Source organism: Brevundimonas sp. LPMIX5 (genome assembly GCF_003576505.1).
In the GTDB taxonomy this organism is placed as follows: Bacteria; Pseudomonadota; Alphaproteobacteria; order Caulobacterales; family Caulobacteraceae; genus Brevundimonas; species Brevundimonas naejangsanensis.
The window spans coordinates 15,754-30,715 of the sequence record NZ_QWTZ01000005.1 but is presented as its reverse complement, the minus strand read 5'-3'; the positions used below and the strand labels follow the sequence as shown (position 1 = coordinate 30,715).

At 65.0% G+C, this 14,962-nt stretch carries 13 protein-coding genes; 4 read left to right on the top strand and 9 right to left on the bottom strand.

Features of this window, described 5'->3' with window-relative positions; genetic code table 11:
• Positions 1–5: 5 nt before the first annotated feature.
• From D1604_RS07095 to D1604_RS07085, 3 genes are read right to left on the bottom strand one after another with little or no spacing between them, the layout of a single operon-like run.
• Entirely contained in the window at positions 6–2,063 is a 2,058-nt protein-coding gene (locus D1604_RS07095) for a DUF3732 domain-containing protein (protein WP_035307860.1), read from the bottom strand.
• A gap of 3 nt (positions 2,064–2,066) precedes the next feature.
• The gene (locus D1604_RS07090; protein ID WP_199683723.1) at positions 2,067–2,516 is read right to left on the bottom strand and encodes a three component ABC system middle component; all 450 of its coding nucleotides are present in this window, start codon (positions 2,514–2,516) and stop codon (positions 2,067–2,069) included.
• 34 nt (positions 2,517–2,550) lie between these two features.
• On the bottom strand, positions 2,551–3,732 hold the full coding sequence (locus D1604_RS07085) for an ABC-three component system protein (protein WP_035307863.1): 1,182 nt from the start codon (positions 3,730–3,732) through the stop codon (positions 2,551–2,553).
• Between the two features lie 185 nt (positions 3,733–3,917).
• Here D1604_RS07085 and D1604_RS07080 point away from each other — a divergent pair, with 185 nt between their 5' ends.
• From D1604_RS07080 to D1604_RS07070, 3 genes are all read left to right on the top strand, one after another.
• Positions 3,918–4,547, top strand: coding sequence for a hypothetical protein (locus tag D1604_RS07080; RefSeq protein ID WP_035307865.1), 630 nt, complete (start codon positions 3,918–3,920; stop codon positions 4,545–4,547).
• 68 nt (positions 4,548–4,615) lie between these two features.
• Positions 4,616–7,852 carry an error-prone DNA polymerase gene (locus D1604_RS07075; RefSeq protein ID WP_054764215.1) on the top strand — a complete coding sequence of 1,079 codons (3,237 nt, stop codon included), beginning with the start codon at positions 4,616–4,618 and terminating at the stop codon, positions 7,850–7,852.
• A gap of 83 nt (positions 7,853–7,935) precedes the next feature.
• Positions 7,936–8,841 carry a hypothetical protein gene (locus tag D1604_RS07070; protein ID WP_052005029.1) on the top strand — a complete coding sequence of 302 codons (906 nt, stop codon included), beginning with the start codon at positions 7,936–7,938 and terminating at the stop codon, positions 8,839–8,841.
• 18 nt (positions 8,842–8,859) lie between these two features.
• On the opposite strand, the gene D1604_RS07065 is transcribed toward D1604_RS07070, so the two are convergent.
• The 6 genes from D1604_RS07065 to D1604_RS07035 all read right to left on the bottom strand — a co-directional run bounded on the left by D1604_RS07065 (position 8,860) and on the right by D1604_RS07035 (position 13,766).
• Entirely contained in the window at positions 8,860–9,081 is a 222-nt protein-coding gene (locus tag D1604_RS07065; protein ID WP_035308709.1) for a hypothetical protein, read from the bottom strand.
• 98 nt (positions 9,082–9,179) lie between these two features.
• Positions 9,180–9,566 (bottom strand): hypothetical protein, encoded by a 387-nt coding sequence (locus tag D1604_RS15600; RefSeq protein ID WP_054764216.1) that lies wholly within the window; start codon positions 9,564–9,566, stop codon positions 9,180–9,182.
• Positions 9,567–10,267: 701 nt separating this feature from the next.
• Entirely contained in the window at positions 10,268–11,503 is a 1,236-nt protein-coding gene (locus tag D1604_RS07050) for a tyrosine-type recombinase/integrase (protein ID WP_035308713.1), read from the bottom strand.
• Between the two features lie 175 nt (positions 11,504–11,678).
• The gene (locus D1604_RS07045) at positions 11,679–12,251 is read right to left on the bottom strand and encodes an HNH endonuclease (RefSeq protein ID WP_199683729.1); all 573 of its coding nucleotides are present in this window, start codon (positions 12,249–12,251) and stop codon (positions 11,679–11,681) included.
• Between the two features lie 138 nt (positions 12,252–12,389).
• Complete coding sequence (locus tag D1604_RS07040) at positions 12,390–13,052, bottom strand: trimeric intracellular cation channel family protein (protein WP_024353593.1); 663 nt, start codon at positions 13,050–13,052, stop codon at positions 12,390–12,392.
• 60 nt (positions 13,053–13,112) lie between these two features.
• Complete coding sequence (locus D1604_RS07035) at positions 13,113–13,766, bottom strand: DNA-3-methyladenine glycosylase family protein (RefSeq protein ID WP_119412787.1); 654 nt, start codon at positions 13,764–13,766, stop codon at positions 13,113–13,115.
• Positions 13,767–13,811: 45 nt separating this feature from the next.
• Here D1604_RS07035 and D1604_RS07030 point away from each other — a divergent pair, with 45 nt between their 5' ends.
• Positions 13,812–14,945 carry a JmjC domain-containing protein gene (locus tag D1604_RS07030; protein ID WP_119412786.1) on the top strand — a complete coding sequence of 378 codons (1,134 nt, stop codon included), beginning with the start codon at positions 13,812–13,814 and terminating at the stop codon, positions 14,943–14,945.
• The last annotated feature ends 17 nt before the right edge of the window (positions 14,946–14,962 follow it).

Genomic DNA, 14,962 nt, shown 5'->3' with positions numbered 1-14,962 from the left:
TCGCGTCAATCCGGGGTCACCTCGTTGGGCGCGTCGGGAGCGGCCTCGTCGGCCAACCAGTGCGAGGGGATGAGGAAATCGGCCTCGCCGCGCCAGTTGGCCACCTCTTTGACGCCCTCGATGTCGCCCCATGCATGATGGTCCGCATGATCCAGCACGATGATCTGCAGGCGGGAGTTGAACGACCCGTGCGCGCGAGCGAGGCTCGCGAAAATCTTGCGCGTACTCTCCAGATCGCCGAGCCGACCTTTGCGCCCACGAGCGGCGCCAATCGACTCTCCAGGCTCGTCAAGATCGGCTTCGCCGGTGACGATCTGTTCGAAGGTGTCGCTCGGGAAATAGACCTGGCTCGGCTGATCTATGACGAGGAAGGTCGGCACCGGATTGTTCTGGAGACGATTGAGGAAGACCCCGTGAAGCGCGAGCAGGGCGGCGAGATGGTAGGCCATCCAGTTCTCGCCGCTGCCGATTTCCCAGAGAAAATCCGCGCCCTTGGCGCCCTCGCGTTCGAACCGGAGATTCAGCTCGCGCTCATCGAGCATGGGCCGGCCTTCGGCGCCTTCGATCCCGAGATGCTCGATGAAGCGGACGATGTAGCTTGAGATACGGGCATGGACGTCCGAAGCGCGGCGGCGGCGTTCTTCGTCGTTGCCTTGCCGCTCGATATCCCGGATGTCGCCGCGAAGTTTGGCGACCTGGGCCTCCAGACCCTCGTCACCCTGGATATCCCCGAGCATGCGCAAGGCCTGTTCGGTCGATCCGATAAATCTGAAGATGTTCTCCAGGCTCTGCGACTGGCCGCGTTCCTTATCGACCTGCGCCTCGAACTCGCGTCGGGTGCGTTGCAGGGCCTGAAGATCGTTTTCCGCCTGAAGCAGGGAGCCCTGAACAGCGATAAGGTCACGATCAACCATAGGCCGAGCGGTCGTCGCGCCAGTCGAGAGGCTCTGCAGCTCAGCGATCGGGTCGTTCAGTTCCTCCAGGGCGTCTTTCGCCGCTTCGGTGTCCGATCCACACAGAACGCAGGACTCTCCCGCGACATGAGCCTTGAACCAGCCGACACCTTTCACGCTCGCCGACTGCTCAGCCAGCACATCGGCATAGTCGACCACCGCTCGGGAAAGGCTGCGCAGCTTGCGTAGGCGACGCCGTTCGGCGCCGATCTTCTGGTCGAGCGCCTGCTCCTGACGACGAATGTCGTCCAGCCGGGTCACCGCAGCCGTGACCCGGCCAGGAGCGGCGACAGATTGACCGCCGGCGGCGACCACCTCGGCGAGCACCGAGAGCAGCCCGCGCAGGTCTCCGGGCGGCTCTCCGGGCGGCACGAGACTGAGCTCCTGGGCGCGGAAGAAGGCGCCGCGTGCGTTTGCGCTCCAGTTGTCGATGGCGTTGCGCCGGGTCCGCAGCTCTGTCTCGACCTTGCGTAATTCGTCACGCAGCAGCCGAAGGCGATGGAGTCTCACCAAGTCTTCGTTGGTCACGATCCCCAAAGCGAGAGGCAGCACGTGGCGCAAGGTCTCGCGATGCTCCGAAGAGTCCGCCTTGAAGAAGAGCGTGTAGGGATTGGCCACGACATGTTGTGGCAGAAGGTTGAAGGCCGCCAGATCGCGGAAACTCGCCCGCCCGCCGAAGCCTTTGTCCTTCTCCGGATCGAGCGCCAGATTGGACAGGCCGGAATAGATGTCGAGCAGCGCTTTAAGACGCGCGACGTTGGAGTTCGCCGCCGGGCGCATGGGCAGGGGCTGCTCCACCTCAGGCCCCTGTTGCAGCCATATCTCCTCGGACACCTGACGCGCCGCCGGCTTAGGGCGGGCGATCCTCATAAGGCCGGCGTCGGTTTCGATGGTTAGTCCGAACCAAGAAACCGCGTTGCGGATCACACCGACAGCGATCGAGCAGGAGCCCGACCCGAGCACATAGTCGATGATGTTGACGATCGAGGATTTGCCAGTGCCGCTCCATCCGGTCACCACCGACACCGCGCCCGGGTCGAAGGTCAGCGTCCGGGGTTCGAAGCGAACGTCTTCCGGCCAGATGATGATTTCGCGGATGAAGAGCTTCATGGGTCAGAACTCGATGTTCAGCTGTCGCTGGGCGGCTTCAAAGCCGTCCATGGCGAACCAGGTCCCGAGCCGCTTGGCGGCGCTCAGGACGTGAGAGACCGGGGGGTCGAGATCCCGGATAGCTTGCGGAAGATCGGCGCCGCTCATCGCCCTGAAGCGAGGAAAGCCTTCTCCGCCTTCGCGGATCAGAAGGCCCGAGGCGACACCCACCTGCAGCGCCTTGAGCGCGGTGTCGGCATGCGCCTCCACACGGCGTTGCAGGCCGGCGAGCAAGTCGGGCCGCTCCACGACGGCTTTGAGGAACCCGCTGTCGAAATTCATGCCGTGGACCTTGTCCACCGTCGCGCGGTGAAGAAGCAGGGCGGCGCTGACCACAAAGATGGGCAGGATCGGCGGCGCGCCATGGGCCTTGCCGGCGTGGCGCTGGGCGACATGCCAGAAGGCGCTGGCCATCAGAGCCGGGTTTCTGGCCAGCAGTTCCTCGTGATCAATCTTCACCGGAGGGCTCCGGGGAATAGTTAGGGTCCCACCAGACCTGATTCTCGTCTGCCAGGCGGTGGTAGTGGCCGGACGTCATGTAGAGCTCGCCGCAGGGCTGACCATCCAGCGGTTCCTGGTGATCATAAGTGGCGTCGGCGAGCACGGCTTGTCCGATCTCCGTCGGCGGCTTGGGCTTCATCTCCCGGGTTCGGCGCCGCATCAAATTCTGCCATCGGGTGCGCAGGCGGTCACCCCGATCGCGCCATTCCCCGTCGGCGACCTCGCCCTCGATGACGAGCCGGTGCTTTTCGGCATTGAACTTCAGGAAATGATCGACGGCGTCGACAACATCCTCATCCTGGGCTTCGATCCGGCCGAGGTGCTCGACAAACGTCCGCGACAAGGCGCCGGCACGATCGGCGTCGGACACCCGTACATCCGAGGCCGCCCTCGGAAGAAGGCGGCTCCGCGCCTGGCGAGCCTGGAGGGCATCCTTCTGGAGTAGAATCGCGGCACGCGACACCATTCCGGGACGCCCGGCATTCCATTCCTCACGCACCAGCCGCGTCAGCCATCCGAGCAGGCCGTCCAGAATGTCCTCCGCATTCGCCCTGGGGCTCAAACCGAGGCCGTTCGCCATGGCGGCGCGATCCTCTGCCGGGTCGCCGGCCTCGACGATCTCGATGCGTCCGATCAGGTCGAGCAGTTCGTCGTCGGAGCGTTGTAGCACCCGGTCGATCAAGGCCTGCGCCTGTGTGACCTTGGTCGTTTTCTTGGACGGCGCCGTGCCTTCGGCTCGCAGGGCGACCAACACCTGCGCCGCGCTCGCCTCGCCAAGCTTGCGCTTCTTCAAGAGGGTGGAAATGGCCGTCTCCACAGGCCGATTGACGAAGAAGAGATATCGCTCGCAGGCGATCGCCTCAGGCGTCTCCTGCTGGAGCAACCAGATTTCCAGCGTGCGCCAGATCGCCTTGCTGCGGTCAGAGAGCAATCGGGCGCTGGGCGTCGCCGTGCTCTTGTCCTGTTCCTGAACGACGGCCTTACCATCCTTGAGGACGACCACGTCGTCCAGATGTTCCACGGCGATCACGGCCCCCACACCGGCATGGGCCAGATGGTGAAGCGCCCTTTCGAGTTGAAGGATGTAGCCGGCCGCCTGCGGCGCCGCCGTGTTGTTTATCGCCGCCAACCCCGACCCTAACTTCAACGGCGTTCCGCTTCGCCGGACAGCGGTTAGTTGTACGGATTCCTGCAAGAACGCCAATAGCTGGCTGGAACGAAGACTTTTTAATCCCGGCAGCCTCGACAGTTGGGATAGCGTCGGTCTGCGTTGCACGTCTAGATTATCGATCGGGCCGGAAGGGAGCGAGGGACGTGGAGCATTACACCAGCCGGGTGCGCGACAGCATCCTGCCCCTGTCCATCGCCAAAACCCTGCCTGCGGCGTTCCGCGAATGGCGGTTCACCGAGCGGACCGAGGACCACGGCGCGCCGGTCGAGACCTGTCGCCTCTGCGGTCAGGAAGGGCTCCGCTACCACTTCGAGATCGGCAACGAGCGGACCGACGAGACCCTTTGGGTCGGGTCACACTGCATTCTGAAGTTCGACGTCGCCATCGTCCAGGAAGGACGCCGACTGACGCCACAGGAGGCCAAGCGGCGACTGACCGAACTGACCAATGAGATGCAGCTCAAGGCCTGCATCGCCGCGCTGGAGAAGCTGGCTGCTGCGGAGAACAACGCGATCCTTGAAGGCGCGTTGGAATACTACAAGCGGCACGGGACATTGACGCCGAAATACGCAAACGTGGTCTTCTGGCGTCTGAAGACCAATGGGATCGACCACCAGCCCAGCTTCTTCAAGGTCGAGCTCAAACGTCAGCAGCACATCGACGATTTACAGTCGATGCCCACTGGACGCGTGCACAGGTTCTGGGCAGCGCTTAGTCCTGCCCAGCGAAAGAAGGCCATCGCCCTCGGTCACACGCCACCGCCCCCTGAATAAGAAAGTGATCTCGCTTTCCTGGCGTCGAAGAATGTGAACATAACGGGAACAAACCTCCCGTTGGGCCCATGTCGTACGTCGAACTCCAATGCGCGTCCCACTTCTCGTTCCTGAGAGGGGCGAGTTCTTGCGAGGAGCTGTTTGCCCAGGCGGCCGCCTGTGGGCTCGACGCGCTGGCGGTGACGGACCGGAACAGTCTGGCGGGCATCGTCCGGGCGCACGAGGCAGCGCGGGCGACCGGGGTTCGGCTGATCGTGGGCTGCCGTCTCGTGCTGGAGGATGGGGCGGAGATTCTCGTCTATCCCCGGGACCGGGCGGGCTACGCCCGGCTCTGTCGCCTGCTGACGGTGGGCAAGCGGCGGGCGGGCAAGGGCGGATGCCGGCTCGGGTGGGACGACCTGGAGACTTGGGGCGAAGGATGGATCGCCGTGCTGGTCCCCGACGGCCTGACGGCGGCGCGTCGGAACCTGGTGCATCTGGTCGAAGTCTTCGGCGACGACGCCCATCTGGCCCTGACCCTGCATCGGCGGCCGCGCGACCAGATGAGACTGCATCAGCTCTGCGAAGCCGCGAGGGCCGCGGCGGTGCGGACGGTGGTGACCAACGACGTTCTGTTCCACCATCCCGACCGCAGGATCCTGCAGGATGTCGTCACCTGTATCCGGGAAGGCTGCACCATCGACGACGTGGGCTTTCGCCGGAGCCGGACGGCCGACCGGCACCTGAAGCCGGTGGGCGAGATGCACCGACTGTTCGCGCGCTATCCGGAGGCCCTAGCGCGCACGGTCGAGATCGCCGATCTCTGCCGCTTCAGCCTGGACGAGCTGGCCTACCAGTATCCGCGCGAGGCGGCGGCGGGACAGACCCCGCAGGAGGCGCTGGAGGCCCTGACCTGGGCGGGGGCGGCGGACCGGTATCCGGAAGGCTTGCCTGACAAGGTGCGGGCGGCGCTGAAACACGAGCTCGGACTGATCGAGACCCTGGGCTATGCGCCCTACTTCCTGACCGTTCACTCCATCGTCCGCTTCGCCCGCAGCCGGGACATCCTGTGTCAGGGGCGAGGGTCGGCCGCCAACTCGGCGGTCTGCTTCGTGCTGGGCGTCACCTCCATCGATCCGGGGCGCAACGACCTCCTGTTCGAACGCTTCGTCAGTCAGGAGCGCAAGGAGCCGCCGGACATCGACGTCGACTTCGAGCACGAGCGCCGCGAGGAGGTGATCCAGTGGATCTATGACACCTATGGGCGGGACCGGTCCGCCCTGTGCGCCACCGTCATCCGCTACCGCTCGCGCGGCGCCCTGCGCGATGTCGGCAAGGCGCTGGGCCTGACCGAAGACCTGATCAAGACCCTCTCGTCCCAGGTCTGGAGCTATTCGTCGGAGGGGGTCGAGGATCGGCACGCCGAGGAGCTGAACCTCAATCTGGAGGACCGGCGTCTGAGGTTGGCGCTGGACCTGTCACGACAGCTGATCGGGTTTCCGCGCCACCTGTCCCAGCATCCCGGCGGGTTCGTCCTGACCGACGACCGGCTGGACGATCTCGTGCCCATCGAGCCGGCGGCGATGAAGGATCGTCAGGTGATCGAATGGGACAAGGACGACATCGACGCCTTGAAGTTCATGAAGGTCGATGTCCTGGCGCTGGGCATGCTCAGCTGCATGCGGCGCGGTCTCGACCTGTTGCGCGATCACAAGGGCATGGATCTGGACCTGGCCTCCATCCCGGCCGAGGATCCCAAGACCTACGCCATGATCCGCAAGGCCGACACGCTCGGGGTCTTCCAGATCGAAAGCCGCGCGCAGATGGCCATGCTGCCGCGCATCAAGCCGCGCACCTTCTATGACCTGGTGATCGAGGTCGCCATCGTGCGACCGGGCCCCATTCAGGGCGACATGGTCCATCCTTACCTGCGGCGCCGCGAGGGGAAGGAGCCGGTCGTCTTTCCCAAGCCGGAACTGGAGGAGGTTCTGGGCAAGACGCTCGGCGTGCCCCTGTTCCAGGAGCAGGCGATGCGGGTGGCGATCGAATGCGCCGGATTCACCGCGTCGGAAGCCGATCAGCTGCGCCGCGCCATGGCGACCTTCAAATTCACCGGCGGGGTCAGCCACTTCAAGGACAAGCTGGTCGGAGGGATGGTCGAGCGGGGCTATACGGCCGAGTTCGCGGAGAAGACCTTCAGCCAGCTGGAAGGCTTCGGATCCTACGGCTTCCCGGAAAGCCATGCGGCGTCGTTCGCCCTGATCGCCTACGCCTCCTCCTGGCTCAAGTGCTGGCATCCCGATGTCTTCTGCGCCGCCCTGCTCAACGCCCAGCCGATGGGGTTCTACGCGCCGGCCCAGATCGTGCGGGACGCCCGCGAGCACGGGGTCGAGGTGCGGCCGGTCTGCGTCAATGCCAGTCGCTGGGACTGCACCCTGGAGCCCACGGAGCGGGAGGACCGGTTCGCGGTGCGGCTGGGACTGCGCATGGTGCGGGGCCTGGCCAACGGGGACGCGGCCCGGCTGGTGACGAACCGCGGGGATCGGCCCTTCGCCGGCATCGACGATCTGTGGCGACGGGCCATGACGCCCGTCGGGGCCCTGACGCGACTGGCCGAGGCCGACGCCTTTCTGGAGGGGCTCCGCCTGTCCCGCCGCGACGCCCTGTGGTCGATCAAGGCGCTCCGCGACGATCCCCTGCCGCTGTTCGCGGCGGCCTCGGCGGAGGCCGGCGAACTCGTGCCGGAGGTGGATGAGCCTGATGCTGCCCTGCCGGCCATGCCCGCCGGTCAGGAGGTGGTGGAGGACTACACCCATGTGGGCGTGACGCTGCGGGACCACCCGCTGGCCTTCCTGCGCGACGAACTCCAGGTCCGGCATGTGATGACCTGCGCCGACGGGACGGCCATGCGCGACCGCCGCCTGACCCGGGTCGCCGGCCTCGTTCTGGTCCGTCAGAAGCCGGGATCGGCCAAGGGGGTGATGTTCATCACCATCGAGGACGAGACCGGTGTGGCCAATCTAGTGATCTGGCCGAGCCTCTACGAGCAGCAGCGGCGGGTGGTGCTGGGCGCCAGCCTGCTGGTGGTCGACGGCAGGGTGCAGCGCGAAGGCGAGGTGGTGCACATCGTCGCCGAGCGGCTGCACGACGGCTCGGACCTCTTGGCGTCGCTGGGCCGGAGGGGCGAGTTCCGGTTGCCGCATGGGCGGGGCGACGAGGTCTATCGGGGCAGTAAGCCGGACGCCCGGACACCCAAGGCCCGGGACATCTACATTCCGGACCTGTCGCTCGAGGGCATTCGAGTCAGGACGCGGGACTTTCGGTAGGCATGAGATCGCACCACTTTCCCAGCCGCCTACGGCATCCTAAAGCTCCGCATTAAGGACGAGACCAACCCCGGGGCTATTTGATGGACAAGATGGAGTGGGCAGTCGAGAGCCTGGAGTATCTTCGTAAAGCCCGCATCGCGATCGACGATGAGTTTCGCGGCGCCATGCAAGATGCGAAGGGCTACCCAGGGTCCTGGAAGGATCCATGGCATGGCACATCGCGCGATATCATTTCCAATCTCTACCACTACTCCGAGGAGTTTGTGGCGGACGTCCGGATCCCAAATGAGATGTTCGCCTCACCTGAGCGATTTGAGCAGGGGCTCGTAGCGTACCGGGCTTTCGTGCAGGCAATGGTCGACGACCTCGACGAGGAGCAGGCCGCCTACGAACTCAAGCACAAGATCGTCGGCGCACCACACATCGTCGACGTCGCCCGCCGGCAGGTTTTCCACGTTCTCGGAGCCATTGATTACACCTTGGCACGCAAACCCTCGCCACCCGCTGCCACAGTCAGTTCCGAAACCGCGGATCTGGACCTGATCGTCACACTTGCCCGCCGTTTCCACGAGAGTGTCCTTGCTTTGAAGACCCACCCGCACGGTGGAGCGGTTTATGCCATCAAGGACGAGTGGGACTGCCAATACCTGTTCCGCTCGATCCTCGCCGCCTACTTCCCGGATGTGCGTGAAGAGGAATGGAGCCCATCCGTCGCCGGCAGCGCGTCGAGGTGCGAGTTCTTTCTCAAACCGCTGCGGGCGATGGTGGAACTCAAATACGTCCGCAAGTCCGACACGACCAAGATCAAGAAAGAACTCGCCAACGACTTTGTCGATTACGGCGGTAACAGCGAAGTCGACCGGCTCATCTGCCTCGTTTACGATCCCGACAACCACCTGAAAAACCCTGCAGGCTTCCAGTCCGATCTGTCTAAACCACGGACCGGCCTGATTGACGTGAAGGTCATCGTCTCTCCACCGCGATGAGGGGTGATGCCGCAGGCGTCAGTGCATTTCGGACCGATGCATGGGCGGTGGCGGCTCGGTCATATCCAGGCTGTCGATCATGATGTCGATTTCCGCCTGCACAACATCGAGGTCACGCCCTTCGAACATCTGTTCGGCGGCCTCACGCCAAGCCGCTCGGAGCAACTCTCGGGCATCGTCGGGTAACATATCCTCGAGATAGTGGAGGCCGCGCTCCGCGAGCAGGCGCTGGGCGACCACGCCGGCGCGCGTCGCAATATCTCCTGCGGGGGCCGCGTCGCCGGCCGCACCTCGCTTCAGTGACTTTGTGCGCCTTGGCATGACGAAGGATGTCCCGGCTAGGCGTGTCCGCGCACAGCCGCGTCGGCCAGCACGCGCGCGCGGAAAGACTCGAGATCGAATCCGACTGTGTGATCATCGATCGCCAGAAGCGGCTCAACTGCCGCGGCAGCCACTACGTCGGCATGTATGTAGTCAGCGCCTTCGGCGTCCCCCGGAAGCGTCCAGGCTCGCAGACCACGATCATCATGCAACCGCGCGAGCGCCTCCAGCCGAAGCTGAATGGCAAAGGCATTAAGCGCTGCCTCATCCGCTTCGTCACGCTCCTCGAGTAGTCTGAACAGGCGGAAGGCGCGACCTTCGAACGAACCACGTTGATCCGCAGGCAGTTCGCCGATGGCTTCCAACGACGCCGCAAAAAGCTCGGGCGATACCTCGGCGCTCATGGCTCGATCCGTGAAGCTAGACATGCAGTTCCCCTGAACGGCTGTGGTTCACCAGTATGGGCGTAAAAGCCCGCTCGACTATGTCCGCACTCGAGGGCAACGCCAAGGCCACCTTCATTCACCACCGCTTGATGTCTTGCTTCTCCGCGGGATCCAAGAAAAACCGAAGTTCATAAGCGACCCATCTCACAAGGCTGTGATCGATTTCCTTACTCAGAACCAGATCGGAACAGGCCGAAACAGATCGAACAGGTCACCTATTCATTCCGTCCATCAGTTCTCTACGTCCGCCGGTTGCGGTTTATTTCCGTCGATGCTTGCTTGGTTGCAGTTCTGGTTCAGACGGAAAGGAGCGCCACATGGCCGGTCTACATCTTCACGGAACTGAGGAAATGCTGCTGACCCGCAAGGAAGCGTCCACCGAGCTTCTACGTATGGGCATCCGCCGGTCACCGTCGACACTGGCGAAGGTGTTCTGCACCCGGTCTGACGGACCGCCCTGCACCCACCTCGGGCGGACCCCCTACTACCCCAAGAGCCTGCTGCACGAGTGGGCGCGCAGCCAGCTCTCGGGCCTCCGGTCTTCGTCGAGCCAGCCTCGCCAGGCCGGACATTGGGGCGAGGCCGCTCACGAGGGCGCCTAGCTCCCCAGTCCATCGCGACAACTTCGGCCGCCCGGCGACCCGCCGGGCGGCCGTCTTTCAATGGGCCGTCTGTCCGTCTTCAACCGACCAGCCCGCGAGAGAGGCGGCGACGCTCTCGCTGATCCTGTCGGCGGCGGCACGGACCGGGTCGTCCGCCAGGTGGGCGTATCGACTTGTGGTGCTGACGTGACTGTGGCCGAGCAGCTTGCCGATGAGCTGAAGCCCTTCGCCGCCGGCCAGCCCGGCGCTCGCGAAGCTGTGCCGAAGGTCATGGATCCGCAGGTCTTCCATCCCGGCGCGTTTGCGGATGCCGACCCAGGCCCAGTCGAGATTGGCGATCGGACGCTTGGGATCCTTCCGATCCGGGAACACGTAGATGCTCCCGTTCGAGAGCAGGCCCTCGATCAGCTTCAGCGCCGCGCTCCCGAGACGGATCACCTTCGCCCCGGTCTTGGAATCCTCCAGCCGGAGCATCCCCATGGTGCGGTCGATCTCCGACCACTTGAGCCTGGCGATCTCGTTCTTGCGGGCGCCGGTCAGCGCCAGCAGGCGGATGATGTTGATGTGGCGCGGATCGCCCCCATGCTTCTCGAGCTCCGCCAGGACATCGCCGAGCCGGGCCAGTTCGGCCGGGGAAAGGAAGCGGTCCCGACGGTTGTCCTTGTAGCGTTTCACCCCTCGCGTGGGGTTGGTCTTCACGAACTCCCGCTCAACGGCGAACGTGAAGATACCGCCCAGCAGTCCGACCGTGCGCGAGGCCGCATGAATACCGCCGCGAGTGTGCGGCGTCGCCTCTCCACGAATGCGTCCCGACCCGACATCGACCATCAGCCGCTCGATGTCCGCTCGGCCGATATCGGTGACCTTCATCTTGCCCAGGCGGGGTTTGATGTGGCGGGCGATGCGGATGCGATCGATCCGAAGGGTCGTCGCTTTCTTCATCGTCACGCCCTCCTTCATGTAGAGGTCGCAGAGCTCCGACATGGTCAGTTCTTCGCGTCGTTCGACTTTGGTCCCCTGAGGGTCACCACCTGACGCGACTTCGGCCAGTACAGCGGCCGCTCGTTCGCGGGCTTCCTCGGCGGTCACGACGCCATGGCGAGCGATGTGAAGGAGGCGGTCAGCGCCGCCGATCGTCCTGTATCGAACGACGTAGGTTTTGGTATCGCTGACGGCGACGCGCACCCCGAAACCCTTGAGCTGCGTGTCCCAGAGGGTGAAGCGCACCCCTTCAGACGTCAGGGCGTCGACCAGGCGTTTGGTGATCTTTCCGGACCTCGGGTTCTGAACCATTCGATCTCTCCTCGGGCCCACGAGGGGTCCCGTTTCTGGTCCCGGTTTTGGTCACCACATGGTCACCAGCCGGGAGGATTTCGGAGGATAATCGAGAAATCAGCGGTAAAAGAACGAACCCTGAACCTGCCCACCACAAGGGTGTTTGAGCCATTTCGAGCAACTGAAAAGAACCCTAAGGTTCGAGCTCTATGTCCCAATAGAGATAGTCGAGCCAGCTCTGGTGCAGGAAGTGGGGCGGGAAGCGCCGCCCCGCCTGCTGAAGCTGCCAGGCGCTGGGCTGGTGGGCGGTGCGGCGCAGGGGCATGTGCGCCTGGCCGGGCGTGCGGCCGCCCTTCCTCAGGTTGCAGGGTCCGCAGGCGGCGACGATATTCTGCCAGGTCGTGCGCCCGCCGCTCGAGCGCGGGATGACGTGGTCGAAGGTCAGGTCCTGGGACGTACCCGGCTCGCCGCAGTACTGGCAGGCGAAACCGTCGCGCAGGAAGACGTTGAAACGGGTGAAGGCCGGTTTGCGGTCCTGGTCCACATAGGACTTCAGGCAGACCACGCTGGGCAGTTGCATCTCCAGCGAAGGGCTGCGGACAACCTTGTCATAGGTGGCGACCACGTCGACGCGGTCCTGCCACACGGCCTTGACCACCTCTTCCCAGGGCCACAACGACAGGGGGAAATAGGACAAGGGCCTGAAATCGGCGTTCAGCACCAGGGCTGGAAAGCCGGACGGCGGGCGGGACAGGACCTGCATCAGGCCCTCCCGCAGATACGGGGGGTTATCGACGCGACAGGACTGAAGACACGTCTCCTTCCTTGGTCTGATGCAGGAAACCCTACGCCTGATTCCCTCGCATCGCCATGACCGGCATGAGGAGTTTTCGTGACGGCGGCGTCATGGGCGACGACCGTAACTGGGGAAGGCCGGCAGGCTCCAGCCCCACTGCAAGGCGCCTGCGCGCAGCATGAATCCCGCCGCCAAGCCGGCGCCGACCGCAGGCCAGGTCCCAACCATCAGCGCCTTCAGGCCGACAAAGACGCTGGCGGACACCAGCGCCGCCGTGATGTTCAGCTCGCGTCGCAACAAAATGGAGGGCTGGTGCGCCAGCACGTCGCGCACGATGCCGCCGAAACAGGCCGTCAGCACCCCCATGACGATGCAGATCAGCGGCGCCGCATTATAGGACGCCGCCTTGGCCGCTCCCATGACGCCATAGGCGGCCAGCCCGACCGCATCCAGCCACAGCAAGGCCCGGAACCGCCACGAGCGTGCGCCCAGCAGCCAGAAGCCGACCGCCACCACCAGACAGACCGCCACATAGACCCAGTCCTGCACCCAGAAGACCGGCGCCCCGATCAAAAGGTCGCGCAACGTGCCTCCGCCCATGCCGGTGACGGCGGCGAAGAAGGCGAAGGTCAGAACATCGTGCTTAGCCCGGGACGCGGCCAGGGCGCCGGTGGCGGCGAACACGGCCACGCCCGCAAAATCCAGCAACGGCAGCACAGCAGCCGGACGAACCAGGTCTGCGCCCGCGATCGGCTCCAACATCGTCATCATCCCCAAGGCGCCGCCCGGCGCCGTCTTCGGGGTCGCCCCCGGCCTTCGTGAAGACGAGAGTCAGGCCCCCTCGTCCAGCGCGATTTCGCCGCGCCGAACGCCACCATACCACCCCCAGAGCAAATGCGCCGCCACCGCGCGATGCGGCCGCCATATCTCGGCGCGGGCGTAGGCCTGTTTCTCGTTCGGACGGTCCTCGGCGCGGTCCGCCCAGCGCATGGCCTCCTGCAGGGCCACGTCGCCGCCGGGAAAGACATCCAGTCGGCCCTCGCAGAACATCAGGAAGGTCTCGGCCGTCCACCGCCCCACCCCCTTGATGGCCACAAGGGCGGCGATGGCCTGGGCGTCGTCCAGCCGCTCCAGATGGTCGAAATCGATGTGCCCCTCGGTCTGGGCGCGGGCGATCTCATGGCCGTATTTCGCCTTCTGGCCGGACAGGCCGAAGGTGCGCAGCGTCTCGACATCGCGCGCCAGAACGGCGTCAGGCGTCACCTGCCCCTCCAGCCCTTCGACCACCCGTTTCCAGATCGAGGCGGCGGCCGCCACCGAGACCTGCTGCTCCACGATCATGCGGAACAGGCCCTCGTAGCCTCCCGGCCTCAACCGCCATTCAAACACGGGCGTCGAGGCATGCGCCCGCGCCAACGCCGGATCGGCGGCGGCCAGAGCCTCGCGGGCGACGGCGACGGAGGCGGGAGACGGAGCTAGGGCCATAGGGATCGTATCGACAGAAAAACGGCGCCGCTTTAGCATCGCGCCATGCGTACTCTGGACGATCTTCTACACCCGATCACGCCTGATCGTTTCTTTGCGGAATTCCACGGCCGAAAACCGCTGTACATCCCCGCGGAAGAAGGCGCCGCCAAGCGGTCGCTGCTGGACTGGACCACGTTCAACGGCCTGCTGAACCAACCCTCGATCTGGACGGCGCAAAGCCTCAAACTGGTGCAAAACACCGAGCCGGTCCCGCCCGAACGCTATTGCCGCACCGTCTCGACCCAGTCGGGGCCCGCCTTTCGGCCCGACCCGGCCAAGGTGGCGCTGTTCGTCGCTGAAGGCGCCAGCCTGATCGCTGGCGACGTGCAGGACCTGACCCCGCCGATCGCCGAACTGTCCGGCGTCCTCAGCCGCACCTTCGCCGCCAGCGCCGGGGCCAACGTCTATTGCTCATTCAAGGGGGTGCAGGCCTTCGGCGCCCACTTCGACCTGACCGATGTCTTCGCCGTCCAGACCGAGGGCGAGAAGCTGTGGCGCATCTATGAAAACCGCGCCGACGCCCCGGTCGAGATGCCGTCCGACGTCGGCGACATGCGCCGCTGGCTCGACCAGACGAAAGGCCGCCTTCAGGCCGAGGTGATGATGCGGCCGGGCGATGTGCTCTATCTGCCGCGCGGCTGCTATCACGACGCCCTCGCTCAGGACGCGGCCTCTCTGCACGTCACTTACTCCATCGCCTCCCTGCATGGCCGCATCATCTTCAACCTGCTGGAACAGGCGGCCATGCAGGACCCGGCCTTCCGGGCGTATCTGCCGCCATCCGGTCAAGACGGCGGCCGCGCCCTGCAACAGCACCTGGCCGGGCTGGGCCAGAGGCTAGCGCAACTGGCCGCCTCGCCTGCTTTCCGCGATGAGATCGCCATGGCGCAGGAACGGCTGACGCCGCGCGCCCATCACTTCACCCTGCCCCATCGTGAAGCGCTGACCCGCTACAGCCGCACCGCCATGATGGCCCCCGCCTACGCCGGCCCTGTGGCCCACGCCATGCACTGGGCGCTGTCACAGCACGTCTTCACCCTCGAAGATCTGATCGCCCAGTTCGACTTCGTGTCCGAGGCCGACATCCGCGCCGCCGTAGATCAGGCCGAGAAGGCAGGAGCCTTGAAGCGGGTCTGACCCGTTTCGTCGCCGCC

Bases quoted from the DNA above. Each gene is read 5' to 3' on its own strand.
- D1604_RS07090 (WP_199683723.1), bottom strand. From the start codon at position 2,516: ATGGCCAGCGCCTTCTGGCATGTCGCCCAGCGCCACGCCGGCAAGGCC.
- D1604_RS07075 (WP_054764215.1), top strand. From the start codon at position 4,616: ATGTCGTACGTCGAACTCCAATGCGCGTCCCACTTCTCGTTCCTGAGA.
- D1604_RS07050 (WP_035308713.1), bottom strand. From the start codon at position 11,503: ATGGTTCAGAACCCGAGGTCCGGAAAGATCACCAAACGCCTGGTCGAC.
- D1604_RS15600 (WP_054764216.1), bottom strand. From the start codon at position 9,566: ATGAGCGCCGAGGTATCGCCCGAGCTTTTTGCGGCGTCGTTGGAAGCC.
- D1604_RS07095 (WP_035307860.1), bottom strand. From the start codon at position 2,063: ATGAAGCTCTTCATCCGCGAAATCATCATCTGGCCGGAAGACGTTCGC.
- D1604_RS07030 (WP_119412786.1), top strand. From the start codon at position 13,812: ATGCGTACTCTGGACGATCTTCTACACCCGATCACGCCTGATCGTTTC.
- D1604_RS07040 (WP_024353593.1), bottom strand. From the start codon at position 13,052: ATGATGACGATGTTGGAGCCGATCGCGGGCGCAGACCTGGTTCGTCCG.
- D1604_RS07070 (WP_052005029.1), top strand. From the start codon at position 7,936: ATGGACAAGATGGAGTGGGCAGTCGAGAGCCTGGAGTATCTTCGTAAA.
- D1604_RS07035 (WP_119412787.1), bottom strand. From the start codon at position 13,766: ATGGCCCTAGCTCCGTCTCCCGCCTCCGTCGCCGTCGCCCGCGAGGCT.